Genomic DNA, 25,822 nt, shown 5'->3' on the forward strand with positions numbered 1-25,822 from the left:
GAATGAGTAATCATTGAAGGAAAAGTTTTATTCATAGCATAGTTATGAATCAGATTTTATATTATTTAATGCTTAGTTATTTAGAGGCAAGTTTATATCAAATTATGTTAGTATGAAAAATAATAAATGTTGAAAGGAGATGACAACATGTATAAAGCAGTAGTGTTTGATTTTGATGGTACTGTCATTGATACCGAAAAACATTTGTTCGATTTAATAAATACACATTTAAAAATCCATCAAGAAGCGCCGATTTCTTTAGAATTTTATAAACAATTTATTGGCGGTGAAACTACTGGATTACATACATATTTAGAAGATGCTATTGGTTTCAAAAATAAAGAAAAAATTTATGATCAATATTATCAAACAATTATTCAATTGCCGGTAAATCCCACAATCATTCAATTGATGCAATATTTAAAAAAACGTCATATCCCAATGGCGATTGCCACAAGTAGTTATAAAAAGAATATATATCCTATATTTAAACAATTAGGACTAGATACATACATTGATGTTGTTGTTGGTCGTGAAAATGTTGAGAGTGTTCAACCTAATCCCGAAATTTATTTAAAAGCTGTACAAGAGCTTAATTATAATCCTACAACCTGCTTAGCAATTGAAGATTCTGTCAATGGTGCTACTGCAGCGATGCTAGCAGGATTAGATGTTGTCGTTAATACGAATATAATAACGAAGGATCAAGATTTTTCGACAGTTCAATATGTTGGACAAGATATGGAATTTGAAGATATAGAGAATTTTTTATTTAAAGAATAAATTGGAGGTATTTAAAAATGGTCTATATTATCCTATTTTTCATAGCAGGTCCAGTTATTATAGGAGTGGGTAATCTCATATTGGGACCGATATTTAATAAACGCACACCTTTACATGTTCAATTTCGATCGTTTATTATTGGCTCTCTTGTATACCTTATTCTCGCTACGGTTTGCTATTTTTTGTTACTTCAAGGCAAATTATAATACTACTTACAGTATGAGTTGATATAGAACAATGTTTAAGCTAACTTAACTAAAATCAACTTGTTATTTATATTATAGAAAAGAAATCTAAAATCTACATTAGTGATTTATACTAGTTTGAATAAAATTATTAAATGAAAGGCTCAAAATTCGTATGAATATCTTAGTTGTTCACCAATAATGAGATTTGAAAACCATGATAGATTGTGGCATATGTTTAAGTCCATCATCGAGTGTCTTTACTAAAAAAGTCTGGTACATAAATCATAATGTCCCAGACTTTTTTATCGTCTATTCAACAGTAAATTTGTTGAACCTACATAATCAATTTTAATACTAATGTTACTAATATAAGTATAATTAATAATAAGTCAATGCCTACCATAATAGTATATCGTGTAGGTTTTTGGCCTTGCTGCTTAGCTAATACCATTGCTTTATAATTTGGAAGTAAACTAATGATTAACAAAATAATTACAATGAGTCCGATAATAATAGTCAAGATGTGTGACCTCCATTTTTTCTATTTAAGAACTCCCATATGACACCAGCAATCACACCCAAAATTAGTCCGACAATGATACCTATACGCGGAGTGAAGAAAATTGATCCGAATATAAGGCATATAAAAAGCGCAATAGGTAAAGTTGTACCATAAATAATTTTACGTTCTGACGAACTTAAAATTGTAAATACAATGATATAAATGACAAAGAAAACAATAGCTGCAATGACAGTTCGTACAATAATAGACGATATTGAAGCCTCTTTCATAGTCAATAAATTAAGAATTAAAAATGCAGTCATAAATATTAAAGAAAATTTGATTGCACGTATAACAAGCGCTTTATTCATATGAGCACTCCTTTACTATTTAAAAAAAGTATATCATATTTAAATAATTATTAAGAGCAAAGATATAGGTAAAATGGTAAAGTGATTTAACTTAAATTTGAAATGACATTGTATATAGTTTTAACAATCATTTGTGTTATATAGCTAGGTGGTAAGTTGTTAATATTTTAAATCAACTATAAGAGTGTGTTCTGAACTATTTCGTTTGCTCTATAATCTCTATTATCAAAAAGATTTTAATATGAGTGTTAGCAAAAAGCAAGAAAACATCTTAGCAGGATAGGTAAGCGCTTTTACAGAATTGTAAAAATATTGTTTCAATTTTGTCAATTTGTAGTATAATTACGGAAATAAGATTATCAAAAATTCAATCTAGATTTAGAGATGGGGTCAAGTTATGGAAAATAATGAGTTGCAAAGGGGATTGAATGCACGTCAAATGCAGATGATTGCTCTTGGTGGAACAATTGGTGTTGGTCTTTTTATGGGAGCAACAAGTACAATTAAGTGGACAGGTCCATCTGTTATTCTCGCATATTTAATTGCTGGTATTTTTTTATTTTTAATCATGAGAGCCATGGGTGAAATGATATATATTAATCCAACCACTGGTTCTTTTGCGACTTTTGCTAGTGACTATATTCATCCAGCAGCTGGCTACATGACTGCTTGGAGCAATGTATTTCAATGGGTTGTCGTCGGCATGAGTGAAGTGATTGCAGTAGGAGAATATATGAACTACTGGTTCCCAAGCCTTCCTAATTGGATACCAGGAGTGATAGCAGTTCTCTTTTTGATGGCGGCTAACCTAGTTTCTGTAAAAGCGTTTGGAGAGTTTGAATTTTGGTTTGCCTTAATTAAAGTTGTAACTATTGTATTAATGATTATTGCAGGATTAGGATTAATTTTATTTGGTATAGGTAATGGAGGGAATCCAATAGGGATTTCTAACTTATGGTCACATGGTGGATTTATGCCAAATGGATTCATTGGATTTTTCTTTGCTTTATCTATTGTGATTGGATCATACCAAGGTGTTGAATTGATTGGGATTTCAGCAGGTGAAACCAAAAATCCTCAAAAAAATATTGTAAAGGCAGTCAACGGAGTAATATGGAGAATTTTAATTTTCTATATTGGTGCAATTTTTGTCATTGTATCAGTATATCCTTGGAACCAATTAGGTAATATTGGTAGTCCTTTTGTTGCAACCTTTGCTAAAGTGGGAATTACGTTTGCTGCTGGTTTAATTAACTTTGTAGTCTTAACGGCAGCATTGTCTGGTTGTAATTCAGGTATTTTTAGTGCAAGTCGAATGATTTATACTTTGGCAAAAAAAGGACAAATGCCTAAAGTATTTACTAAAGTAATGAAAAATGGCGTACCTTTCTATACTGTATTTGCAGTATCTATGGGAATATTAATTGGTGCTTTATTAAATGTCATACTTCCATTAATTATTGATGGAGCTGATAGTATCTTTGTATATGTATATAGCGCCTCTATTCTACCGGGAATGATACCTTGGTTTATGATTTTATTTAGTCATCTAAGATTTAGAAGGTTACATCCTGAAAAGGTTCACAATCATCCTTTTAAAATGCCGGGAGGAGCAATTGCCAATTATTTAACTATCATGTTTTTACTCCTAGTATTAGTTGGTATGTTACTTAACAAAGAAACTGTGGTATCGGTTGTCATTGGGATCGTGTTTTTAACAGCTGTGACACTTTATTATTTTATTAGATATCACAAAAAGGAACGACAAATATAATAAAAGATGAAATGACAATTGATTGTTAAAATCAGTAATTTTTAAGAGTTAGTATAAATTAAAGCGATTCTTTCATACATTATCTTTTCTAGGATAAGTATAAAGAATCGCTTTTTATTATTTTAATGTTTGAAATCTATATTCGAGAGATGTTTACGGTAATTATCTAACGCGATTTTTGATTGAGTAATAAAATCTAAAGATGATTGATAATTTAGCGCAATATATCGATAGTACAATATATCAATAGTAAACATTTGTGCAAATAATGAAGTTGTGGCTCCCATGCGCATCTCATTTTCATCGGTTTGTCCATAGGTTAAAACAATATTAGATTGCTTTGCAACTGGATTATCAGAAGTGCTTGAAATAGTCGCAATGGGAATGTGATAATCTGCAATGACTTTGGCAATAGATTGCATTTCACTTTGAGTACCATTGTTAGATATAAATATAACACAATCATTAGAGTTACGTGTTGCTAACATAGTGGTAAAAATATGAGTTTCATGCACTAGTTGAATATTTAGACCGATGCGAGATAATTTTTGATATAAATCTGTTGCTACAACAAAAGAGGCACCATAGCCATAAATAAATATAGTTTCAGATTTTTTAATTAGATCACAAATTTCATCGATGATAGCAGCGTTAATGGTTTCATTAGCATTACTTAACGCTGCCTTAGAGCGAGAATGCAATTTGTTTTTAAGTGAAATTGTACTTTCGTTATCAACTAACTCAACATTATATTGTGTGACTTCTTTAGGTAAAAATTTAGACAAACGTGTTTTAAGTTCATTAAAACCACCTGGTGTCACCTTTTTACTTAGACGTATGATAGAAGTAGAACTAGTTTCTAATTGATTTGCAATTTCTTGAGAAGTCATATTAACAACTTTATGAGGATAGTTGAGAATAAATTGCGCAATTTTTTTCTCGTTTTTAGTGAAATAGGGATACTGGTTGTCAATCTTATACAAAATGTTTGGCAATTAAATCACCCATTTATTCAGGATTTCTCATTTCTTTAGTTGTGCCGAAGAAATAAGTAAAGATAAAGCCACCCGCATAAGCAGCTAGTAAACCTACGATGTAACCGAGATACATATTATTGGCAATCAATGGTAATAATGAAATACCACTTGGTCCTACAGCTGTCGCACCAATATGACCGATACCACCAATGACAGCACCACCAACACCGCCACCTATGCACGCAGTGAAGAAAGGGCGACCTAACGGCAGTGTTACACCATAAATTAAAGGTTCACCTATACCTAAGAACCCTACAGGAAGAGCACCTTTGAGCGTATTACGTAATTCTTTATTTTTACCGCATCTCACCCACAATGCAATCGCCGCACCGACTTGTCCAGCACCAGCCATTGCGGCAATAGGTAACAAGTAAGTGGAGCCAGTTTGATTGATTAACTCGATATGGATTGGGGTGAAGATATGATGTAATCCCAGCATGACTAAAGGTAAAAAGAATGCTCCTATAATGAATCCACTGAAAATACCTCCTACTCCAATAATCCAGTTAATGACATAAACAAGACCATCGGAAACAAAGCCAGCTAGTGGCATGATTATAAATATAGTTAACAAACCAATAAGTAGTAAGGTTATTGTGGGCGTTACGATGATATCAATAGAGTTAGGTATTATTTTATGTAGACGTTTCTCAACCATGCTTAATAACCAAACTGCAAAGATAACACCAATAATACCGCCTTGTCCTGCAGCTAGATGTTCTCCAGTGAAAATATTTTTAATTGGATTTTCATCCGTGATACCGGTTAGTAATGTAGTACCCCCGATGACACCACCTAAACCTGGTGTAGCACCGAATACTTTCGCTGAGTTAATACCAGTGAAAATAGCTAAGTAAAATAACATGCCATCTTTAATAACATTTAAGACAGTAACAATTTGTTGAATCCATTGACCTGAAATGGAACCGGCTGTAAGCAAGTTACTAAGTATTGCTGCAATCCCACCGATTAATCCTGCACCTATAAATGCTGGTATTAAAGGTATAAAGATATTAGCAATGGATTTTAACACTTTATTCCATTTACTTTGTTTACGTTGACTTTGGAATTGTTGTTTATGTTCATACGCACGTTTTTCTGCTTGTGATTTATAACTTTGATTTTTAGTCGTCTCTTCAGCTAGAGTTGCTCCCGACTGGTCAGCCATATGTTTAGCAACTTTATTAACAATACCCGGCCCAACAACAACTTGAATTCTTTCATCTTCAACAACGCCTAATACGCCATTGATTGATTTTAATTCATCATAATTAACTTTTGCATCATTGTGTACTTTAATACGAACTCGAGTCATACAATGGATGATATTACTTATGTTTTGAGAACCGCCTAATGCGTGGGTAATGTCTTTGGCAAGGCGTTCTTCTTTACTCATGGAATCTCCTCCTTAAGTGTTGATAGCTTGCTTAATCACTCCATTATTTTGTTTTAAACGAAGTCTTGCATCTTGTTGAGTTGTGGAACATAAGTGCATTACGATAGCTATTTTGATATTGTGGTCTGATTTTTCATATAATTCTATAGCCTCTTGATGATTTAAATCACACACATCTTGAATGATGCGAATAGAACGATGGATTAACTTTTGATTTGTAGGCCGTAAATCAACCATTAAATTATCATAAACTTTACCCACGCCAATCATTGTCATTGTAGAAATCATATTTAAAACTAGTTTTTGAGCAGTACCTGATTTTAATCTCGTAGAGCCTGTTAATACTTCAGGCCCCACATTGATTTCTAATACGTGATTTGAATTTTTACTTATATCACTGTGAACGTTACAAGAGAGTGCGACTGTTTCTGCATTCAATTTATTTGCATAATCTAGTGCACCTTTTACATATGGTGTACGTCCACTAGCAGAAATACCCACTACAATATCTTTGGATTGAAGATGAATGTTCTTTAAATCCTGTGCACCTTGTTCAGCATCATCTTCTGCACCTTCAATAGCTACCGTCATAGCTTTTTGTCCACCAGCGATAATCCCAATAATGTCATTTGGTGAAACGTTAAAAGTTGGGACACATTCTGCCGCATCTAGTACGCCAAGTCTTCCACTTGTACCAGCACCAATATAAATAATTCGCCCTCCATTATTAAAGCGTTGAATTGCACTCTCTATCACTTTTGTTAAATTAGGAATAACAGGTTCTATCGCTTTAGGTACAAATTGATCTTCTTGATTCATAGTCTTTAATGCATCTTTTAGATTCATTTCATCCAAATGCATTGTTTGTATATTTCTCGTTTCAGTAGTTAAATGATTCATTTGTTATTCTCCTTCGTATATACAAATTTAAAAGTATCTCCTGGTTGAATCAGTGATAACAATGGAACATCTTTATCACAAACATGACCAATACAATTGATGTGGGAATGACCTGGCATAGGAGCTTTTATAACTTGAATTTCTCCTTCATAACGACCATTCAGGTGATTATCAATTGTGATATCTCCTTGATCTCTATGTGCCGATCCTATCATTGGGACAGTCTGTTGATTATCTGTACGAGAATATTGGGACCGAATTAAATGTTCAGGTGAATCTAATCTTGATGTGTGTATCTTTAAAACTTGTGATGTAAATGAGGAGTCTAGTTGATCTAAGTGTAAAATAAAGTGTCGATATAGCCACATATTAGATAATTGTTCCGCATAAATGTGTGATAATAGCGTATCACTAATTATAATGTTAGATATACCCGTTAATTGAAGGTCTTGTGCAGCAATAAGAGGGTGTTCAAAACGATGTTTTTCAACTGTAGGAAGACCTTTGAATAAGGGACCTCTTTTCTGCGTGCCAGGTATAAAAGCACAAATTTTTGCATGCGCATCGTATTTTCTAATGAGTTGATTTTTTTCTTCAATAAATGAGATAGATAAACCAGTATCAGGTCTAGGATAGTAATTATGACAGTATAAAAGTTGATTATTAAATTCAGTACGATATATGTGCGCTAACATGCTATCAGTTAACGTACTAGCATTAAGGCAGCATTTGAAGCCTTGACTGATAATGTCTTTGATAAGGTCAATATTTAATTGATTATCTATACGAATATAAAAATCCCCATGAGGTAATTGGTTCAAATAACTGTAAATAGTTTGATTAAGTAATGAAGGGGTTACATCGATAATATAAGTGATTTGATAGGCTGATAATAGTTGGCATAAGTCTCCCAAATAAGCCATTTGATTTTTCTTGTCTTCCTCAGGTATCTGTAGTGAAGTAAAAACTACATCATAGCCTAAGTCAGCCATATTTAAAATATAATCTCGATCTAAATTCTGTCCTAGATAGACTGAGAAACCAAGCATTTTAAACACTCCTTCTTGATACCTAATCATGGCTAATTATAACCTTATTGCAACAAGTTTACAATTTAGTAAATAGAATAAATAATTTAATGTTTTAATTATAAGAGATTGATATTTATAATTATTTTTAACGTTAATATATAATTAATAGTATAATAGTATAGAAACATTTGAATATACTAAAGGGCTTGTTTATGTTTAAGTAACTGTCGGTGAATGAGTGTTTGTTGTGTATTAATGTAATAAATTATATGTCCTTGGTTTAAAGTTAAAAGTGGGGAATCGTTTAACCTTCGAATCAATTGACAGTATGACACAAGCGTATCATTAGAATTCAACAACAATTGATGAGACATTGCCCATTTCATCTCTTGATTTACAGTAAGGTTGAAATCATCTATAAAAGATTCAAATTTGTTATGATGTATGAGTGCATAGTATTTCGCACTTTCACTCAGAGAGAGTAATTTAACAAGTTGTTGTTCAATATGTAGTGAAATTTCTAAATAATTCATAAAGCCTCCCATATGATTGAATAATTATTGGTGAGTGGAAAGGATACAATGATGAAAAAAGATAAAAAAAGGCAAAGTTATAGGTTTAAAGATATAGTATGGCGTGATTTCAGTTTAATTGCGATAGGCTTTCTATGTATATTTATATTTAGCTTTATAGGTTTAACAATTGCTGCTATAACTTTTCAAAATATTAATGAATTACAACTTACTATGATTGGAACTCTAGGACAATTTATGTCATATATTTTAGTGATATTAGCTTTTTATTTTTTACATATCAATTCATTTGTAGATAGAGTTAAGAGTGGTTTTGACTATTTGAAAAAACATTGGTTGTTTATAATTATCGTCATGTGTGCATCTTTTATTATTTCTAATGTTTATGACAAATTAATTGAACTATTACCTAAATATTTACAATATAGTGAAACGCAAAATGAACTTGAACTTAATGAATTATTTAAAAGTGGTATATTTATTCCTTTTGCATTTGTACTTATTGTAATTGTAGGACCTATTGTTGAAGAATTGGTATTTAGACATTTGTTAATAGGTGAACTAGGTAAAAAGTTTAACTTTATTGTGATGGGGGTTATATCAGCATTGTCTTTTACATATATACATGTGAGTGATGCTAAGTCCCCATTTGAATTTGGAGCATATTTAATACTGGCAATAGCATTAGTATATGTTTACTTAAAATCGAATAGAAACTTAGCTTCATCAATTAGCTTACATATGTTAAATAATTTCATATCATTCATTTGGACAATTATTGTTGTATTCAGTAAATGATTTGAAAATATATTTCCGAGCAGTAGTTATAACGGGAAATGACTAAAGAGAGGTATAGTTTTGTCACTGGGAAGAAAATGAAAGTTTAAAAATGGATAAATGTACATTTATAACTCTATAGACAACTACTAGTGTACTAAATTGCCTGGGGGGCCTTTCGGCTATCCCAGGCTATATTTTTATCATTCAGAAGGCGCTAAAAACTGTCTATAATTTTCAATTGAGATATCTTGAGTTTGTATTGTTTTTTCAAAAGAATATGAGATATCTTGAATATTCATGATAGATAATTCACGAGTGTAACCTCTACCGATTTCAAATACAACAGCATGCCAAACGGCATTTTTGCATATTAAACCTATAAAAATAACATTTTCAGCTTGAGTTTGACCATCTTCATTTAAATCTACTAACATCACATTGCGCTCCGTGCAATAAATTAAAATATCAGAAAATAAATGAGGTAATGTGACATGATTAGAATCTTCAAATTTTATATAATAATCCATTTTTTTAAGCAATTTACGTAATCGTGTTTGAGGTAAATTTAAACATTGCTTGATTATTGCTCGAATTTCATTTTGATAAGGTAAAGTGGAATAGGACTGACTTTCATTTAGTGTTAAAAATAATGCCGAAAGTTGCTGTTCAGTTAACGATAAGGTGATTTTAGCATGTGCATCTTTGATTTGATAACCGCCTAATTTGCCATGACGAGCATATACTTTTACCCCTTGATCTTCTAATTCATCAATATCACGTAAAATAGTTCGCTTAGATACTTTAAATTGTTTTGCAAGTTGCGAAGCAGTAATGTTGTCAGAACTTTGAATAGTTTGAATTATTCGATTTTGACGTTCTAATTTATTCAATGAAAGTCACCTCCATAAACATTACATATTACAATTATTATAACATATAAGCGACAATGATGACATTTTGTCTGTTTTAACTCTATAATAGTGTAAAATTATACAAAAAACTTTTAGAAAACGCTTACAAAAACAAAAACAATATGATAATATAATATTTGTAACAGGGGGAGCGATTAGACAAAGGGGTAGAGCTACATATTAGATAGCTGTATAATCGTTCAAGTTACATCAAAACATCTTCAATATTTATTACTTACTTTCCTTTCTATTTGTCGGCTAGTTATTGACTAGCCGATTTTTTAATATTTATTAATACAAATTCTGATTTTATGACTCTATGATTTACAATAGATTTTACATATAACTATAATGATTTAAATGATAACACTATAGTCTTTGAAATAATGAAATGAAGGTGAAAATATGACAGAACTTTATTTAAAAAAATTAGATGAATATATATGTCAATGGATACGCGGTTTAGACAATATCATTCCGCGTTTGGTTGAGAAGATGGAAACATCAACAAAAAAAGATAGGTTTGATTTAGTTACCAATGTTGATAAACAAATTCAGAATCATTTTCAAAACTTTCTTCAGGAACATTATCCCACACATCAATTATTAGCTGAAGAGAAAGATAACTCAGATATAACACCTTACGAGGGTCACCTTTGGATTATGGATCCTATAGATGGAACAAGTAATTTAGTGAAACAACAAGAAGATTACTGTATCATTATAGGATATTTTATTGATGGGGAACCTAAACTTTCATATATTTATGATTATCCACATCAAAGATTATATAGAGCAATTGCTGGTGTGGGAGCTTACGAGAACAATCAATTAATGACATTGCCAAAAAGAATAGGTTTAAGAGATGCAATTATTTCATTTAAACCACAAGTGTTAAAAGAAGAGACGATTCAATCTTTATTTCATTCAGCCTTTGATTTTAGAATTATTGGGTCTTGTGGTCTTGATTCTATTCGAGTGATAAAAGGTCAGTTCGGGGCACACATTAACACGAATCCTAAGCCATGGGATATTTCAGCACAATTTCTTTTTGCAAGAGAACTAGGTTTGATTATGACACAAATAAATGGTGAACCTCTTGATTTTAGTACGGCAGGCCCATTTATCATTAGCAATCCTGGTTGTTACGATGATATGATACGTATCTTAAATGAAGGAGAAGCCTATTCAAAGAGTAATCATCATATAGAGCATGGTTAATGTATATTTTTATAAATTATATCAAATTAGCTCTATAGAGATTTTATACATTTAAGCTATACGATTTCTTAAAGAAAATTTAAAATAATTAATGAATAGGTCTGTAGATGTATACCAAATAAATTTATTTATAATATAATGACCTATGTATCATAAAACAACAAAATTATTGAATAGGAGTGGTAGGGATGCAAAGATCAGATAAAAGAAAAATGAGCCTGCCGATGAAAATACTACTATGGGTAGTGGGAATTTTATTTCTATTAGCAATCATTGCAGTTATTTATGTAAGTGCAAAAATATTTATTACAGGAGACAAGATACATAACCCCTTAAATCGAAATCATTCTGAACTACGTTCTGGAAAAGTAAATTTAAAAAATGGTGATCCATTTACTATTGCACTCTTTGGCGTAGATTCTGATGAAAAGCGAAAACAACAAGGCGGTGGGGAACGTAGTGATACAATCATGGTACTTTCCATTAATCCGAAAGAAAAGAAAACTGAACTAGTAAGTATTCCACGTGATACCAAAGCAGAAATTGCAGGTCGAGGTACTGAAGAAAAAATTAACCATGCCTATGCTTATGGCGGTCCTAACATGGCTGTTAAAACAATTGAAAAATTAATGAATGTTCCAATCGATCATTACGCTACGATTGACATGGATGGACTACATGACATGATTGATACATTAGGTGGCGTAGATTTCGTAAGTAATAGTACATTTACAATGGGTGCTAATCATTTTGTTAAAGGTGAAAAAACACATGTAGATGGTGATGCTGCCATGGACTTTATTAGAAGTCGTAAAGAAGATGGTGCAGGAGGCGATTTTGGTAGACAAGAGCGTCAGCAACTTATCTTAGAAGCAATGGCAGATAAGATGACAAGCGCATCTTCAATCACTCATTTTAATACATTAATGAATCAAATCCAGAAAAATGTTAAAACAGATTTAAAATTAGGTGATCTCAATACAATTAGAACTAAGTATAAAGATGCTAATGACCAAGTTAATCGACATCAGTTAGAGGGTGAAGGTGGTATACAAAATGACGGTTTGTACTATTTCATACCAAGTGATGCATCTAAAAATGAAAATACACAATTACTAAGAGACAATTTAAATTTATAAAAAAGAAAAAGCTTTAAAATCACATATAGTGTAATGCTTGAGTTTAAAACCTAGAACGAAATGTTCTAGGTTTTTTTGACAAATTAAGGATGGCTGAGTTAAATATTCTTATTTTAGTTTTCAAACATTTTTGCTTTATTTTTAAGGATTATATTGCATTATATACCATTTTCTTCTAACTAATATTTAAATAAAATGAGGCACTATGTAATTCAATGTCTTATAAGCAAAAAGTTATGATATTCAATGTTAAATGGCTTGAAATAAAGAAATTAATTTATTCATTTCACTCTTTAATTGATATTCATTTTCAATTAAATTGATTTTATTATATTTATTATGTAAACGCTTAACTTTTATAGAGTAAAGTAATACAATTTAAGTAATTCTACTAAAAGTTAAATTGTAGATTTAATCAATTAAGTTATAAAGTCTAAAGTGTTTAACAGTGAATAATTTAATGGGGGGAGAAAAATATATGTCTAAGGAGATAAAAATTAATCTAGATGGTAAAGATTATCTTGTTGAAGCAGGGACGAATTTACTCGAATTTATACGCTCTAGAAATACATTTGTACCAGCCATTTGCTATAACGAATCGATGGGACCAATTCAAACATGTGATACATGCATGGTAGAAATCAATGGAGATATTGCCCGAGCATGTGGAACATCGATTGAATCCTCAATGACGGTAAATACATACAATCACCACGTGAAAACTAGCCAAAAAGAAGCATTAGATCGTATTTTAGAAAAACATATGTTGTATTGTACAGTTTGTGATTATAATAATGGCGATTGTGAAATACATAATACGATGGATAAGTGGGGAATACAACATCAAACTTATAAGTATAAGAGAAAACCATATGAAAAAGATTATGGCCCTTTTTATAGATATGATCCAAATCAATGTATTTTATGTGGACGTTGTGTTGAAGCATGTCAAGATGTTGAAGTTAATGAAACAATACGAATAGATTGGGAAAGAGATCATCCAAGAGTAATTTGGGATAATGATGTCCCAATTAATGAATCATCATGTGTTTCATGTGGTCAATGTGCGACTGTATGCCCATGTAATGCAATGATGGAAGTTAATATGGAAGGTAATGTGGGATATCTCACAGATACAGAACCTGCTTCACTAGCATCTATGATTGATATTATTAAAAAATCAGAACCTGGCTATGGTACTTTATTAGCTGTATCTGATTCTGAAGCAGAAATGCGTAAAGAACGTGTCAATAAAACTAAAACTGTTTGTACATATTGTGGCGTAGGTTGTTCGTTTGAAGTATGGACGAAAGATAGAGAAATATTAAAAGTTCAACCTTCCCATGATTCTCCAGCAAATAAAATAGCAACATGTGTAAAAGGTAAGTTTTCATGGGGACACATTAACTCAGATCAACGATTAACGAAACCTTTAGTGAGAAAAGAAGGTATGTTTCATGAAGTTGAATGGGAAGAGGCCCTACAAGTTATTGCTAACAATTTTGAAAGAATTAAAGAGCAATATGGCGCGGATAGCTTGTCATTTATTTCTTCATCCAAAGCAACTAATGAAGAATCTTATTTAATGCAAAAATTATCTCGTCAAGTTATTGGTACAAATAATGTAGATAATTGTTCGCGCTATTGTCAAGCACCAGCGACCAAAGGATTGGTAAGAACAGTAGGTATCGGTGGAGATGCAGGCGGGATTGTTGATTTAGAAAAAGCATCTATGACTGTATTAATAGGTACTAACACAGCAGAAGCGCACCCTGTAATTGCTTCACGAATAAAACGTGCACAAAAGTTATTTGGTCAAAAGTCATATGTTTTTGATATAAGAAAACATGAAATGGCAGAACGTGCAGATGCTTTTTATCAACCCAAACCTGGCACCGATTTAGCTTGGTTAAGTGCTGTCACTAAATATATTATTGATAACAACTTACATGATAAATCATTTATAGAAAAGTGGGTTGATCACTTTGATACATATTACCAATCACTAGAACCATTTTCAATGGTATTTGCAGAGGAAGTAACAGGAATTCCGCAAGAACGATTACTACAATTTGCGCATGAAGTAGCAAAAGCTGATTCAGTAGCGATATGTTGGGCGATGGGTATAACACAACAAGATATTGGAAGTGATTCAAGTACGGCTATTTCTAATTTATTACTGATTACTGGTAATTATAGAAAACCTGGTGCTGGAGCATATCCTTTAAGAGGTCATAATAACGTTCAAGGATGTAGTGACATGGGAAGTATGCCAGATCAATTTCCAGGGTACCAACTTATCAGTGATGATAAAATACGTGCTAAATTTGAAAAAGAGTATGGAGTAAAGCTAAATGATAAACCTGGTAGAGATAATCATCAAATGATTGAAGGAATACATAATGGTGATATTCATTCGTTGTATTTGTATGGAGAAGATACAGGTATCGTAGATTCCAATATTAACTTTGTTCAAGCTGCTTTTGAAAAGTTAGACTTTATGGTAGTTCAAGATGAGTTTTTAACATTTACAGCTACATTTGCAGATGTAGTTTTACCAGCAAGTCCTTCACTAGAAAAAGATGGAACTTTTACTAATACGGAGCGACGCATACAAAGATTGTATAAAGCATTAGATTCGCTTGGAGATTCAAAGCCGGATTGGGAAATTTTCCAACTTATTGCAAATCGACTAGGGGCGAATTGGGAGTATCAGCATCCAAGTGAAATTATGGATGAAATTGCACGAGTAACACCATCGTATGCAGGTGTAAGTTATGATCGTTTAGAAGGTTTTAATAGTTTACAATGGCCCGTAAATAAAGATGGTAAAGACACTCCAATACTTTATATCGATGGGTTTAATTTTGAAAACAAGAAAGCTAAATTATATCCATTAACCTTTGATAACTATTTTAAAGAAGATGAAGTATATGATTTACATGTCAATAACGGTCGATTACTTGAGCATTTCCATGAAGGTAATATGACGTATCAAACAGAAATGATTAAATATAAAGTACCTCGAGCATTTGTTGAAATTTCACCCGAGCTTGCACAAAGTCGTGACATTCATGAAGGAGCTGAAATTAAATTGATTTCTGAGACTGGAGAGGCTTCTTTACTAGCACACATTACTGATAGAGTAAAAGGAAAAGAAATATATATTCCATTAAATAATGATGCATTAGAAAATGGAGATTTAGGTGCTATTAATGCTCTTACGAATAGTGACGTAGATCCTTATACAGATACGCCTTCCTACAAACGAACACATGCACGAATGGAAGTTGTGACGAAAAGAGGCAAATCTCCATTGAATCCAACGAATTTCCGAGTTAATAAACAGCGGCAACCACAATATAGTGTTCAAGTTCAAAAAAAATGGGAGCGCTCAGATTATGTATTCCCAGGAAAGATGAGTGATTGATAATGGCAGAGAGAATTACTGAAATTAAACGTTTAAAAAAATCATATGAGCAAATTAAACAAGAAAGTTTGAATGATGTTATCGATGCAATTGTAGAAAATAAAGATAGTATTTTAAAAGCAATACGTTTAATTGGTATATTAGATGAAGCTAAAATTCTGGATGCATTAAATGGTGGTTTAAAAGCAAGACAAGTCATCATTAATAAATTTGCCGTTGAATTGAATAAAGATATATATTCAGGCGTTTTAACAAATATGGCACAACTTGTCTTTTTGCTAGGAGAATTAGATGTTAAAGATTTAAGTGAATTATTATCTCGTTTAAACAGAGGGATACATGCTGCGAATCTAACAAAACCTGGTGACAAAACAACAATTAAAAGTCTTGTTGGATTTTTACGTGATGATGATCTCAATCGTAGTATGACTTATATGTTAAATCTGCTTAGAGGAATGTCTAGTAATAACTAAATCTATTACGGTTTAATACACTTTTAAACTAACATCTATACCTTAAATTTCTAGTACATTTGATATAAAAACTTTTTAACGTATTATGAGTCGACATTTATTCTTCTAATCATGTATGATGAATAATGTTATTAAAAATCATAGAAGGAGTGACGCATATCAATCCTAAAGTATTAAAAGCTCTAGCAATCACATCTAATGTACTATTAGTTATTGGAATCATTTGTCTAATTATGCTAAAACTCATGTTAGCTATTGCATTTTTTGTTGTATCATTAACAATTAGTCTCGTTATTTTTAATGTTATGTTCAGACACCGTACAGGTATGAAAATTGCAATTAATGTCTCTTTCTTTATAGTGATGATTGCTATCGTAGTAGCCTATTTTGTATTATCTTAAAATTTTTAGGAGTTTGTTGAAATGTTAAAGAATACTCGGCTTCGTATGACAACATTGTTCATAATTAGCATACTCGCTATTTTAGCAATACTTTTTCTTATATTTGATACAAATCTTTTTAAAAATGATGTTAAACATACATTTAAAGAAGCGGTGTCACTTCAAACAAGTGAAGGAAATATCCATACTAAAGAAGTTAATGGTAAGTTTATATATGCTTCCAAACAAGATATAGAGAAAGCTATGCAAATAAAACATAGTGATAACAATTTGAAGTACATGGATATATCAGAAAAAGTACCTATGTCAGAGAAGGAAGTTAACCATATTTTAAAAGGAAAAGGTATTTTAGAAAATAAGGGATCAACGTTTATTAAAGCCCAAGATAAATATGAAGTGAATATCATATATCTCATTAGTCATGCACTAGTTGAGACAGGAAATGGTCAATCAGATTTATCAAATGGAATTAAAGAAGGTGACCATCACTATTATAACTTTTTTGGTATTGGTGCTTTTGACGAAGATGCTGTAAAGACTGGTAAAAGTTTTGCTAAACAGAAGAAGTGGACCACTCCTGAAAAAGCGATAATGGGCGGCGCGTGGTTTGTGAGATTCCATTACTTTAAAAATAATCAATTGAACTTATATCAAATGCGGTGGAATCCACAAAATCCAGGCCAACATCAATATGCTAGTGATATTCAGTGGGCTAATAATATAGCTGATTTAATGGAGAAATACTATGATAAATATGGAATAAAAAAAGATCATATAAGAAAAAAATATTACAAATAAATAAAATTAGAGAATGATTGAGCAATCAACTAAGTGTTTCATTCTATTTGGGCAATTTATATATGAAAAGCTTCAAACAGAATAGTTTTAACTTTGCCAATGATTAGCTATATGATAAAAAACTTGGGACAATAAAAGATGTCTCAGGTTTTTTAGCTTTAAAAGAATATTCAGAAGCATATACCCATGTAGAATATTTAAATATTTTTTTACAATAGAGTGAAAATTTAAATTGAGCATTAACGATAGAACGAATAGATATATTCATTATTTTTAACTAGAGAATTGTATTCATTGACAATTAAAATAGAAGGGTTTGCTTTTCAACATGTGTGTGTGTGCTAAAATAATAAAGAATGATAAATTTGAGGTGTAAAACATGAAAATAGCAATAGTAGGCGCAGGTATAGGTGGATTAACTGTTGCTGCGTTATTAGAAGAACAAGGTCATCAAGTTAAAGTGTTTGAAAAAAATAATTCTATAAACGAATTGAGCGCTGGTATTGGGATAGGAGATAATGTTTTAAAAAAATTAGGGCATCATGACCTTGCTAAAGGCATTAAAAATGCTGGTCAAAATCTTACCGCAATGAATATTTATGATGAGCAAGGCACCCCATTAATGAGCGCTAAATTGAAGGCTCATTCTCTAAATGTCGCATTATCTAGACAAACTTTAATTGAAATCATACAGTCATATGTCAAAGAATCATCTATTCACACAGGCTTTAAAGTTACTAAAATTGAACAAACGAGTTGTAAGGTTACCCTACATTTTATCAAACAGGAAAGTGAATCATTTGATTTGTGTATTGGTGCTGATGGGATACATTCTGTAGTAAGAGAGTCTGTAGGTGCGCGAACTAAAATTCGTTACAATGGTTACACATGTTTTAGAGGAATGGTTGAAGATGTACAATTTAATGACCAACATGTTGCGAATGAATATTGGGGTGTTAAAGGGCGAGTAGGTATAGTCCCATTAATTAATCAACGTGCTTATTGGTTTATTACTGTTCATGCTAAAGAAGGAGATCCAAAATATCAATCTTTTGGAAAACCCCATCTTCAAGCATATTTTAATCACTTTCCAGATGAAGTGAGAAAAGTGTTAGAAAAGCAAAGTGAAACAGGTATATTACTTCATGACATATATGATTTAAAACCGCTGAAGACATTCGTTTATGGACGTACTATTTTAATGGGCGATGCTGCGCATGCCACTACGCCTAATATGGGACAAGGTGCTAGTCAAGCTATGGAAGATGCGATTGTATTAGTTAATTGTTTAGAAAAATATGATTTTAATAAAGCGATTGAGCGTTACGATAAACTTAGAGTTAAACATACCGCAAAAGTGATTAGACGTTCGAAAAAGATAGGTAAAATGGCTCAAAAGCATCATAAATTAACTGTTAAACTTAGAAATACCGCGATGAAATTGATACCAAATGCTTTGGCATCAGCTCAAACAAAATTTTTATACAAATCCAAAGAAAAGTAATATATGATGACATATATTGTTAAATGATAAAGTTAAATATTAAAAATGCAGTAATTTTAATAAATAAAGAGCTATGAAGATAGAGACTCAACTCAATATCTTCATAGCTCTTTTTGTGTTTATGTTGTTGAATGCATCAGTTAATTGACAATAAACTGAGGTTCGTCACCATTTAATTTTTTTATTGTATCATTCGCAACAATTTTAGCCATCATATCTCTAGCTTCAAATGTTGCATTACCAATGTGAGGTGTAAGCACAATGTTTTTAAATGATTTTAATGCATCGGTGATTTCTGGCTCAAATTCATATACATCCAATGCAGCACCTTCAATAGCTTTATTATCAAGTGCTTCAACTAAAGCTTGTTCATTTACTATTGGACCACGTCCTGCATTAATTAGATAGGCAGTAGATTTCATTTTATTAAATTGTTCAGTATCAATCATATGATGCAGTGAAGGATTATATGCCGCATTGATTGTAATAAAATCTGCATTTTTAAGTAAAGTATCTAAATCTACATATTTCGCACCGATATCTCGCTCTTTTTCCTCTTTACGATGAGGACCAGTGTAAAGTACATCCATATCAAATGCACGTGCGCGTTTAGCCACTGCACCTCCAATTTCACCTAAACCTATAATACCAATAGTTTTTCCTGATACCTCTCTACCTCGGAAGAATAAGGGTGCCCAACCATCAAAGCCTGTTGTTCTGGATAAATGATCTCCTTCTACAATTCTACGCGCTACTGATAAAATTAAGCCGATTGTTAAATCAGCAGTAGCATTTGTCGAAGCGTGTGGTGTATTTGTAACATCTATATTTTGTTGTCTTGCATATTCGACATCAATATTATTAAAACCTGCACCATAATTCGCTATAATTTTAAGGTTATTAGCACTATCAATAATATCTTTATCAACAGAAGTTGATAGTAAACTTACTAATGCATCTGCATGTTCTACCCCTTTTTTTAAGGTTTCTTTATCAATAAGTCCCTCGCCATCATACATGTCTACCTCAAAATGTTCTTTCAATAAGTTAAGTCCCACTTCAGGTATTGCGCCTGCAATATAAACTTTTGTCATAACCATCACTCCTTCTTTTATGAATAGTATAGTAAAATAAGAAAGCGCAAACAATCATTAAACCTTAATGATTGATATTAATAACTTATTAAACGTAATCCAACAACTGAAATGATGATTAATAAAATACATAAAATTCTACTTATACGTGTAGACTCTCCATAAAAAATCATTCCAATCAATGTACCACCAGCTGTACCAATTCCTGTCCATATAGCGTAGGCAGTCCCCATAGGAATAGATACCATTGCAAATTTTAACGTACTAAAGCTTAATATAAATGCTAATCCTAAAAAAATGACATAAATTTTATTCTTTGTACGTGATAGCTCGTTTAAAAGAACAACACCCAAAATTTCAAAACTTCCGGCTATCATTAGAAATAACCAAGCCATACTTTTTATCTCCCTTCTTTCGTTGCATCAGTTGTAAGTTTTAATCCTATTATTCCTAAAATAAGGGTCATTATTAAAAATATTTTAGTGAAAGTAAATGGTTGGTTGAAGAAAATCATATCAACTAACACTGTACCAACAGCACCGATTCCAACAAAAAATGCATATACTGTACCAACTGGTAAGTGCTTCGAAGCATCAATGACTAGAAAAAAGCTTAAAGCAATAAAAAAGAGGGTGAATATCCATGTAAACAATGAATGCGCTTGATCAAGTCCGGTGACCCAGATGATTTCAATAAAACCGGCTAATATAACTTTAAGCCATTGCATTCTTTTATTCCTCCTATTAAAGTAATAGAACCATTTTCTCAAATTAGTAACTTCGAGGCAATGGCTTCTCACAAACATTCCCATTAAATAAAAAATCCAATCTATTCTTACACAAGAATAGATTGGAGCAATTTTATTAGTTTAAATACTGATTAGTTTAGGTGGATGTAATTATATGAACTTGCTTCACTGGCAGAGATTGTTCGTGTACTTATAGAGAATGGACCACCATCATAGTTCATTTCTGATACAGTAATTGAACCATCATTATTGACACTTTCAACGAAAGCAACATGTCCGAAAGCACCTTCAGATGATTGCATAATTGCACCTTCTTCAGGTGTATTATTTACAGTGAATCCTGCTGCTTGAGCTGCAGATGCCCAGCTATTTGCATTCCCCCATGTTGATCCGATTTTTCCACCAGTTTTATCGTAAACATACCAAGTACATTGGCCAGAAGTATATAAATTTCCTGATTTAGAAAATGATACATCAGTTGTACTATAGTTATACGTACTTTGTTGTTGATTATTATTTTCAGCCGCATCAGCATGTGTTGTGTGACCTAGAAATGCTATACCAAGTCCAGCTACCAATGTCGAGATTGTTTTGATTTTTTTCATAATATTTAACGCCTCCAAAAATTGTAATATTTATTAGATGTACTGCAAATTGATTTAAAAAATTATTAACATGTTTACTCATTCATGTGTGTGCATGTAGTTGTTCTTAACAACACTGAATACTTTAACAGATTTAATTGAAAATATGGGGATTGTTACTTATTCGTAAACAAAATAAAAAAACCTTGATTATCTATGTAATAAAAGATAACCAAGATTACGAACTCAATTTATATTGTTAATGTGCTTCAAATCAAGATTTGAAGGGTCATAATGTAAATAATTTTAAGTGTTTTATTACAATGATTCTGTAATAATGTAACTTATTTTATAAACGGTATCGTGAGTGGGATAGTGTAAGTTTTGCCAGACATATATTTTACGCAAGCAATAATTGTACACACAAATGACATTATTAACAATGCCAATAAGATGAAGACTACCACCAGTAGCAAAATTAATAATAAGATGGCTAAACTTTCACTTATATTCATTAAAGGAACAATCATAAACATACATATCACGCCTACTGTTGAATAGATAGTATAAGAAATAAAATAGTTCAGATACGTTTTCCCAGATACATCAACAAGTCGAGACTCTTTACGTTTGAGTAACCAAATAATCAAAGGACCAATGATACCAGTAAATAAACTTAATAAATAAATTAACATTGCCATTAAACGATTATCTTGACTTTCCTCATTTTGAATAGTTGATTGGTGGTGAATTGTATTGTCATTCGATAAATTGTCTGTTGAAGCTTGATTAGACACATTCTTAGATTCTAATTCATTGTAATTCGTTTCTTTGTCCATAATAGGTTTTGCCTCCATTTGTAAAAAATTTACTTAATATAACTATAATTGTATCAATAATTAATTATTTATTAAATGTTAAATTTGATCTTTATATCGATTGACGAAGTAGTTTGAAATATAGATAATTTGGTTATATAGTACTGTTGTTATTAATAAAATTTTAAGCGTTATATATAATAGTAAAGTAAACGAAAAAATTTTCATATTATAATGCAGTTCTAGTACATATTTTAATCATTACATACATGTGGAGAGGCACATCGTTCAATCAGATTATGTTTGAATTGAGAACCACTCCTTTTTTATGGCAAGAATACAAAATATTATAGTGACTTATTGTAGTATAATCCTAAAAATTTAATGAAAAGAGGTAAAAAAATGAAAATAGCTATTGTAGGTTCAGGTAATGGTGCAGTAACTGCTGCAGTGGATATGGTAGATAAAGGGCATGATGTACGATTATATTGTCGTAATGAATCTATTAGTAAATTTGATGCGGCCCTAGAAAAAGGTGGTTTTGATTTTAATAATGAGGGAGAAGAGAAATTTATAGAGTTTACTGATATTAGTGATGATATGGAGTACGTTTTAGATGGTGCAGATATCGTTCAAGTTATTATTCCTTCATCATTCATTGAATATTATGCTAAAGTGATGTCAAAATTTGTGACGAACGACCATCTCATTTTCTTTAACATTGCTGCTTCAATGGGCTCAATACGATTTATGAATGTATTAGAAGATCGTCATATTGATGTACATCCACATTTTGCTGAAGCAAATACATTAACATATGGTACACGTGTTGATTTTAACAATGCTAAAGTAGATTTATCTTTAAATGTTCGCCGTGTGTTCTTTTCAACATTTGATCGTAGTGAGTTAAATGAAAGTTATGAAAAGGTATCTAAAATTTACGATTATCTTGTGAAAGAAGAAAGTTTACTTAAAACGAATCTTGAAAATGGTAACCCAGAAGTACATCCTGGACCAACATTATTGAACGTTGGACGTATTGATTACTCGGATGAGTTTTCTTTATATAAAGAAGGCATAACAAAGCATACTGTGAGATTATTACATGCTATTGAGATAGAACGTTTAAATTTAGGGAGAAAATTAGGTTTTGAATTATCGACTGCCAAAGAATCAAGGATTCAAAGAGGTTATTTGGAACGTAAAGATGAGGATGAACCGTTAAATCGTCTTTTTAATACTAGCCCTGTGTTTTCTCAAATTCCAGGACCGAATCATGTTGAAAATCGTTATTTAACTGAAGATATTGCATATGGATTAGTATTATGGTCTAGTTTAGGACGTGTCATTGATGTCCCAACACCTAATATTGATGCTGTTATTATGATAGCTTCAACAATTCTTGAACGCGATTTCTTTGAAGAGGGCCTCACTATCGAGGAATTAGGCTTAGATAAATTAGGATTAGAGTAATATTTAGCAATTAAAATTTAAGAAAAGAGGTTTTGTTTCAAATCATACTGAAGGGAGCAAAAGTATGACTCAAAAGTATAGATATCCTACATTTTTAGAATCTATTTCAACTATTTTAGTTATGGTTGTCGTTGTGGTAATCGGTTTTGTTTTCTTTGATGTTCCGATACAAGTACTATTATTAATTTCTTCAGCTTATGCAGCATTGATTGCACATAGAGTGGGGTTAAAATGGAAGGATTTAGAAGAAGGGATTACTCATCGATTGAGCACGGCGATGCCAGCCCTCTTTATTATTTTAGCTGTTGGAATCATTGTAGGAAGTTGGATGTATTCTGGAACAGTTCCAGCGTTAATTTACTATGGACTTAAATTTTTAAACCCAAGTTATTTATTAGTATCTGCATTTATAATCAGTGCAATGACTTCAATTGCTACAGGAACAGCTTGGGGATCAGCATCAACAGCAGGCATTGCACTCATATCAATCGCTAATCAATTAGGTGTACCAGCAGGTATGGCTGCTGGTGCCATTATTGCAGGGGCGGTTTTTGGTGATAAAATGTCTCCATTATCTGATACTACAAATTTGGCAGCTCTCGTAACTAAAGTTAATATTTTTGCTCATATTAAATCGATGATGTGGACAACAATCCCTGCATCTATAATAGGGTTGGCTATATGGTTTATTGTTGGATTACAATTTAAGGGAGACGCAAATACACAACAAATTCAAAAGCTATTAAAAGAATTATCAACAATTTATAACTTGAATTTTTGGGTATGGATCCCACTTATTATCATCATTTTATGTTTAATATTTAGAATCTCTACAGTACCGTCAATGCTTATCTCTAGTATTAGTGCTTTAGTTATTGGAACATTCAACCATCAATTTAATATGAAAGATGGTTTTAAAGCTTCTTTTGATGGATTTAATCATACGATGCTACACCAGTCTCATATTTCGGATAATGCCAAGACGTTGATAGAGCAGGGTGGAATGATGAGCATGACTCAAATCATTGTAACTATATTTTGTGGTTATGCTTTTGCTGGTATTGTTGAAAAGGCAGGTTGTTTAGACGTAATTTTAGAGACAATAGCTAAAGGAGTAAAGTCAGTTGGAACACTAATATTAATAACTGTAGTTTGTAGTATTATGCTTGTATTTGCAGCAGGAGTTGCTTCAATAGTTATTATTATGGTAGGCGTACTTATGAAAGATATGTTCGAAAAGATGAATGTCTCAAAGGCAGTGTTATCGCGCACACTTGAAGATTCAAGTACAATGGTATTGCCGCTCATTCCATGGGGCACATCTGGTATATATTATGCACAGCAACTTAATGTTTCAGTTGATCAGTTCTTTATATGGGCAATCCCATGTTACTTATGTGCATTCATTGCAATAATTTATGGCTTTACAGGTATAGGAATTAAAAAAATAAGTAGAAAATAAGTTTAAATATTATTGTAAGTGGAATGAAAGTAATAGTTGAAACATTAACTTACGATATGAATTGTAGCTATAGTATCATAAGGCGTTTCAAGTTTGTTAATATCCTTTATGTACATATCATGTATTTGTCTTGTAGCGAAATAAATGCATGACAGTACACGACGAATTCTTTTGACACTATTTTTGAAATGGCATAATTATCGAGAAAACTACCATAACAATTGAATTTGTTTAAAGTTGTAATTGAGGTTAAAACTTTTATTAATACGTTTTAATCTCAATTTTTTAATATCTAAAATTATAGAGCGTTGATGTATTACTTTAATCTTATATAAAGAAAAAGGCTCTACACTGTATAAGTTGGTAAAATACTGCTAAAAAATACCTGAGACATTGATTATCATTGTCTCAGGTATTTGACTATGTTATACAAGTTTTATATATGATTAGTGAATATAATTATATGAAGCA

At 31.6% G+C, this 25,822-nt stretch carries 26 protein-coding genes; 13 read left to right on the forward strand and 13 right to left on the reverse strand.

Going from position 1 to position 25,822, the window contains the following annotated elements; all coding sequences use genetic code 11:
* The first annotated feature begins 147 nt into the window (after window positions 1-147).
* Entirely contained in the window at window positions 148-783 is a 636-nt protein-coding gene (locus tag HMPREF2663_RS04425) for an HAD-IA family hydrolase (RefSeq protein WP_002475776.1), read from the forward strand.
* Between the two features lie 17 nt (window positions 784-800).
* Window positions 801-989 carry a hypothetical protein gene (locus HMPREF2663_RS04430; RefSeq protein WP_070845871.1) on the forward strand — a complete coding sequence of 63 codons (189 nt, stop codon included), beginning with the start codon at window positions 801-803 and terminating at the stop codon, window positions 987-989.
* A gap of 316 nt (window positions 990-1,305) precedes the next feature.
* Here HMPREF2663_RS04430 and HMPREF2663_RS04435 read toward each other — a convergent pair whose 3' ends face one another.
* On the reverse strand, window positions 1,306-1,491 hold the full coding sequence (locus HMPREF2663_RS04435; RefSeq protein WP_002447263.1) for a hypothetical protein: 186 nt from the start codon (window positions 1,489-1,491) through the stop codon (window positions 1,306-1,308).
* Window positions 1,488-1,844, reverse strand: coding sequence for a hypothetical protein (locus HMPREF2663_RS04440; RefSeq protein WP_002447264.1), 357 nt, complete (start codon window positions 1,842-1,844; stop codon window positions 1,488-1,490). Before HMPREF2663_RS04440 ends, HMPREF2663_RS04435 begins: the two co-directional genes overlap by 4 nt.
* Before the next feature lie 397 nt (window positions 1,845-2,241).
* Here HMPREF2663_RS04440 and HMPREF2663_RS04445 point away from each other — a divergent pair, with 397 nt between their 5' ends.
* Window positions 2,242-3,618: an amino acid permease gene (locus HMPREF2663_RS04445; RefSeq protein WP_002447265.1), complete on the forward strand. Its 1,377-nt coding sequence runs from the start codon at window positions 2,242-2,244 to the stop codon at window positions 3,616-3,618.
* Window positions 3,619-3,740: 122 nt separating this feature from the next.
* Here HMPREF2663_RS04445 and HMPREF2663_RS04450 read toward each other — a convergent pair whose 3' ends face one another.
* The 5 genes from HMPREF2663_RS04450 to HMPREF2663_RS04470 all read right to left on the reverse strand — a co-directional run bounded on the left by HMPREF2663_RS04450 (window position 3,741) and on the right by HMPREF2663_RS04470 (window position 8,515).
* Complete coding sequence (locus HMPREF2663_RS04450; RefSeq protein WP_002447266.1) at window positions 3,741-4,613, reverse strand: MurR/RpiR family transcriptional regulator; 873 nt, start codon at window positions 4,611-4,613, stop codon at window positions 3,741-3,743.
* Between the two features lie 13 nt (window positions 4,614-4,626).
* Window positions 4,627-6,051, reverse strand: coding sequence for a PTS transporter subunit EIIC (locus HMPREF2663_RS04455; protein WP_002447267.1), 1,425 nt, complete (start codon window positions 6,049-6,051; stop codon window positions 4,627-4,629).
* Window positions 6,052-6,063: 12 nt separating this feature from the next.
* Entirely contained in the window at window positions 6,064-6,951 is an 888-nt protein-coding gene (gene murQ / locus HMPREF2663_RS04460) for an N-acetylmuramic acid 6-phosphate etherase (RefSeq protein ID WP_002447268.1), read from the reverse strand.
* The gene (locus tag HMPREF2663_RS04465) at window positions 6,948-8,000 is read right to left on the reverse strand and encodes a MupG family TIM beta-alpha barrel fold protein (RefSeq protein WP_002475780.1); all 1,053 of its coding nucleotides are present in this window, start codon (window positions 7,998-8,000) and stop codon (window positions 6,948-6,950) included. The genes murQ and HMPREF2663_RS04465 overlap by 4 nt, the downstream gene beginning before the upstream one ends.
* Window positions 8,001-8,179: 179 nt before the next feature.
* Window positions 8,180-8,515: a hypothetical protein gene (locus tag HMPREF2663_RS04470; protein WP_002457986.1), complete on the reverse strand. Its 336-nt coding sequence runs from the start codon at window positions 8,513-8,515 to the stop codon at window positions 8,180-8,182.
* A 51-nt stretch (window positions 8,516-8,566) separates the two neighbouring features.
* Between HMPREF2663_RS04470 and HMPREF2663_RS04475 the strand changes: the two genes are divergently transcribed.
* Window positions 8,567-9,313 carry a CPBP family intramembrane glutamic endopeptidase gene (locus tag HMPREF2663_RS04475; RefSeq protein ID WP_002475871.1) on the forward strand — a complete coding sequence of 249 codons (747 nt, stop codon included), beginning with the start codon at window positions 8,567-8,569 and terminating at the stop codon, window positions 9,311-9,313.
* A 182-nt stretch (window positions 9,314-9,495) separates the two neighbouring features.
* On the opposite strand, the gene HMPREF2663_RS04480 is transcribed toward HMPREF2663_RS04475, so the two are convergent.
* Window positions 9,496-10,185 (reverse strand): helix-turn-helix transcriptional regulator, encoded by a 690-nt coding sequence (locus HMPREF2663_RS04480; protein WP_002447272.1) that lies wholly within the window; start codon window positions 10,183-10,185, stop codon window positions 9,496-9,498.
* A gap of 426 nt (window positions 10,186-10,611) precedes the next feature.
* Between HMPREF2663_RS04480 and HMPREF2663_RS04485 the strand changes: the two genes are divergently transcribed.
* The 7 genes from HMPREF2663_RS04485 (at window position 10,612) to HMPREF2663_RS04515 (ending at window position 19,172) form a co-directional block, all read left to right on the forward strand.
* Window positions 10,612-11,427, forward strand: a complete 816-nt coding sequence (locus HMPREF2663_RS04485) for an inositol monophosphatase family protein (protein ID WP_002475870.1) — start codon at window positions 10,612-10,614, stop codon at window positions 11,425-11,427.
* Between the two features lie 188 nt (window positions 11,428-11,615).
* On the forward strand, window positions 11,616-12,566 hold the full coding sequence (locus tag HMPREF2663_RS04490; protein ID WP_070845873.1) for an LCP family glycopolymer transferase: 951 nt from the start codon (window positions 11,616-11,618) through the stop codon (window positions 12,564-12,566).
* A gap of 478 nt (window positions 12,567-13,044) precedes the next feature.
* Window positions 13,045-15,996, forward strand: coding sequence for a formate dehydrogenase subunit alpha (gene fdhF, locus HMPREF2663_RS04495; protein ID WP_070845875.1), 2,952 nt, complete (start codon window positions 13,045-13,047; stop codon window positions 15,994-15,996).
* A 2-nt stretch (window positions 15,997-15,998) separates the two neighbouring features.
* The gene (locus HMPREF2663_RS04500) at window positions 15,999-16,469 is read left to right on the forward strand and encodes a helical membrane plugin domain-containing protein (protein ID WP_002457980.1); all 471 of its coding nucleotides are present in this window, start codon (window positions 15,999-16,001) and stop codon (window positions 16,467-16,469) included.
* A gap of 125 nt (window positions 16,470-16,594) precedes the next feature.
* Window positions 16,595-16,870 (forward strand): hypothetical protein, encoded by a 276-nt coding sequence (locus tag HMPREF2663_RS04505; protein WP_002447277.1) that lies wholly within the window; start codon window positions 16,595-16,597, stop codon window positions 16,868-16,870.
* 21 nt (window positions 16,871-16,891) lie between these two features.
* Window positions 16,892-17,668, forward strand: a complete 777-nt coding sequence (locus HMPREF2663_RS04510) for an N-acetylglucosaminidase (protein ID WP_002457979.1) — start codon at window positions 16,892-16,894, stop codon at window positions 17,666-17,668.
* Between the two features lie 379 nt (window positions 17,669-18,047).
* Complete coding sequence (locus HMPREF2663_RS04515) at window positions 18,048-19,172, forward strand: FAD-dependent monooxygenase (RefSeq protein ID WP_070845877.1); 1,125 nt, start codon at window positions 18,048-18,050, stop codon at window positions 19,170-19,172.
* Window positions 19,173-19,312: 140 nt separating this feature from the next.
* Here HMPREF2663_RS04515 and HMPREF2663_RS04520 read toward each other — a convergent pair whose 3' ends face one another.
* The 5 genes from HMPREF2663_RS04520 to HMPREF2663_RS04540 form a co-directional block, all read right to left on the reverse strand.
* Complete coding sequence (locus tag HMPREF2663_RS04520) at window positions 19,313-20,266, reverse strand: 2-hydroxyacid dehydrogenase family protein (RefSeq protein ID WP_002475089.1); 954 nt, start codon at window positions 20,264-20,266, stop codon at window positions 19,313-19,315.
* A 77-nt stretch (window positions 20,267-20,343) separates the two neighbouring features.
* The gene (locus HMPREF2663_RS04525; RefSeq protein ID WP_002447282.1) at window positions 20,344-20,661 is read right to left on the reverse strand and encodes a DMT family transporter; all 318 of its coding nucleotides are present in this window, start codon (window positions 20,659-20,661) and stop codon (window positions 20,344-20,346) included.
* 5 nt (window positions 20,662-20,666) lie between these two features.
* Window positions 20,667-20,993, reverse strand: a complete 327-nt coding sequence (locus HMPREF2663_RS04530; protein WP_001830041.1) for a DMT family transporter — start codon at window positions 20,991-20,993, stop codon at window positions 20,667-20,669.
* Window positions 20,994-21,145: 152 nt separating this feature from the next.
* Window positions 21,146-21,619: a CHAP domain-containing protein gene (locus tag HMPREF2663_RS04535; RefSeq protein ID WP_002447283.1), complete on the reverse strand. Its 474-nt coding sequence runs from the start codon at window positions 21,617-21,619 to the stop codon at window positions 21,146-21,148.
* A 323-nt stretch (window positions 21,620-21,942) separates the two neighbouring features.
* Window positions 21,943-22,437 carry a DUF4870 domain-containing protein gene (locus tag HMPREF2663_RS04540; protein ID WP_002457976.1) on the reverse strand — a complete coding sequence of 165 codons (495 nt, stop codon included), beginning with the start codon at window positions 22,435-22,437 and terminating at the stop codon, window positions 21,943-21,945.
* A gap of 381 nt (window positions 22,438-22,818) precedes the next feature.
* Here HMPREF2663_RS04540 and HMPREF2663_RS04545 point away from each other — a divergent pair, with 381 nt between their 5' ends.
* Both HMPREF2663_RS04545 and nhaC read left to right on the forward strand, forming a co-directional pair.
* Window positions 22,819-23,889, forward strand: coding sequence for an NAD/NADP-dependent octopine/nopaline dehydrogenase family protein (locus HMPREF2663_RS04545; protein ID WP_002476249.1), 1,071 nt, complete (start codon window positions 22,819-22,821; stop codon window positions 23,887-23,889).
* Between the two features lie 64 nt (window positions 23,890-23,953).
* Complete coding sequence (gene nhaC / locus HMPREF2663_RS04550) at window positions 23,954-25,351, forward strand: Na+/H+ antiporter NhaC (protein ID WP_002447286.1); 1,398 nt, start codon at window positions 23,954-23,956, stop codon at window positions 25,349-25,351.
* The last annotated feature ends 471 nt before the right edge of the window (window positions 25,352-25,822 follow it).

Origin of the sequence: Staphylococcus sp. HMSC077D08, from assembly GCF_001837945.1 — a bacterium.
Lineage (GTDB): Bacteria > Bacillota > Bacilli > Staphylococcales > Staphylococcaceae > Staphylococcus > Staphylococcus epidermidis.

Excerpts from the sequence above, each read along its gene's own strand:
- HMPREF2663_RS04535 (WP_002447283.1), bottom strand. The coding sequence starts at position 21,619 with ATGAAAAAAATCAAAACAATCTCGACATTGGTAGCTGGACTTGGTATA.
- HMPREF2663_RS04445 (WP_002447265.1), top strand. The coding sequence starts at position 2,242 with ATGGAAAATAATGAGTTGCAAAGGGGATTGAATGCACGTCAAATGCAG.
- HMPREF2663_RS04505 (WP_002447277.1), top strand. The coding sequence starts at position 16,595 with ATGTTATTAAAAATCATAGAAGGAGTGACGCATATCAATCCTAAAGTA.
- HMPREF2663_RS04470 (WP_002457986.1), bottom strand. The coding sequence starts at position 8,515 with ATGAATTATTTAGAAATTTCACTACATATTGAACAACAACTTGTTAAA.
- HMPREF2663_RS04515 (WP_070845877.1), top strand. The coding sequence starts at position 18,048 with ATGAAAATAGCAATAGTAGGCGCAGGTATAGGTGGATTAACTGTTGCT.
- HMPREF2663_RS04500 (WP_002457980.1), top strand. The coding sequence starts at position 15,999 with ATGGCAGAGAGAATTACTGAAATTAAACGTTTAAAAAAATCATATGAG.
- HMPREF2663_RS04465 (WP_002475780.1), bottom strand. The coding sequence starts at position 8,000 with ATGCTTGGTTTCTCAGTCTATCTAGGACAGAATTTAGATCGAGATTAT.
- nhaC (WP_002447286.1), top strand. The coding sequence starts at position 23,954 with ATGACTCAAAAGTATAGATATCCTACATTTTTAGAATCTATTTCAACT.
- HMPREF2663_RS04440 (WP_002447264.1), bottom strand. The coding sequence starts at position 1,844 with ATGAATAAAGCGCTTGTTATACGTGCAATCAAATTTTCTTTAATATTT.
- HMPREF2663_RS04430 (WP_070845871.1), top strand. The coding sequence starts at position 801 with ATGGTCTATATTATCCTATTTTTCATAGCAGGTCCAGTTATTATAGGA.
- HMPREF2663_RS04545 (WP_002476249.1), top strand. The coding sequence starts at position 22,819 with ATGAAAATAGCTATTGTAGGTTCAGGTAATGGTGCAGTAACTGCTGCA.
- HMPREF2663_RS04510 (WP_002457979.1), top strand. The coding sequence starts at position 16,892 with ATGTTAAAGAATACTCGGCTTCGTATGACAACATTGTTCATAATTAGC.
- HMPREF2663_RS04540 (WP_002457976.1), bottom strand. The coding sequence starts at position 22,437 with ATGGACAAAGAAACGAATTACAATGAATTAGAATCTAAGAATGTGTCT.
- fdhF (WP_070845875.1), top strand. The coding sequence starts at position 13,045 with ATGTCTAAGGAGATAAAAATTAATCTAGATGGTAAAGATTATCTTGTT.
- HMPREF2663_RS04475 (WP_002475871.1), top strand. The coding sequence starts at position 8,567 with ATGAAAAAAGATAAAAAAAGGCAAAGTTATAGGTTTAAAGATATAGTA.
- murQ (WP_002447268.1), bottom strand. The coding sequence starts at position 6,951 with ATGAATCATTTAACTACTGAAACGAGAAATATACAAACAATGCATTTG.
- HMPREF2663_RS04425 (WP_002475776.1), top strand. The coding sequence starts at position 148 with ATGTATAAAGCAGTAGTGTTTGATTTTGATGGTACTGTCATTGATACC.
- HMPREF2663_RS04520 (WP_002475089.1), bottom strand. The coding sequence starts at position 20,266 with ATGACAAAAGTTTATATTGCAGGCGCAATACCTGAAGTGGGACTTAAC.
- HMPREF2663_RS04525 (WP_002447282.1), bottom strand. The coding sequence starts at position 20,661 with ATGGCTTGGTTATTTCTAATGATAGCCGGAAGTTTTGAAATTTTGGGT.
- HMPREF2663_RS04530 (WP_001830041.1), bottom strand. The coding sequence starts at position 20,993 with ATGCAATGGCTTAAAGTTATATTAGCCGGTTTTATTGAAATCATCTGG.
- HMPREF2663_RS04485 (WP_002475870.1), top strand. The coding sequence starts at position 10,612 with ATGACAGAACTTTATTTAAAAAAATTAGATGAATATATATGTCAATGG.
- HMPREF2663_RS04490 (WP_070845873.1), top strand. The coding sequence starts at position 11,616 with ATGCAAAGATCAGATAAAAGAAAAATGAGCCTGCCGATGAAAATACTA.
- HMPREF2663_RS04455 (WP_002447267.1), bottom strand. The coding sequence starts at position 6,051 with ATGAGTAAAGAAGAACGCCTTGCCAAAGACATTACCCACGCATTAGGC.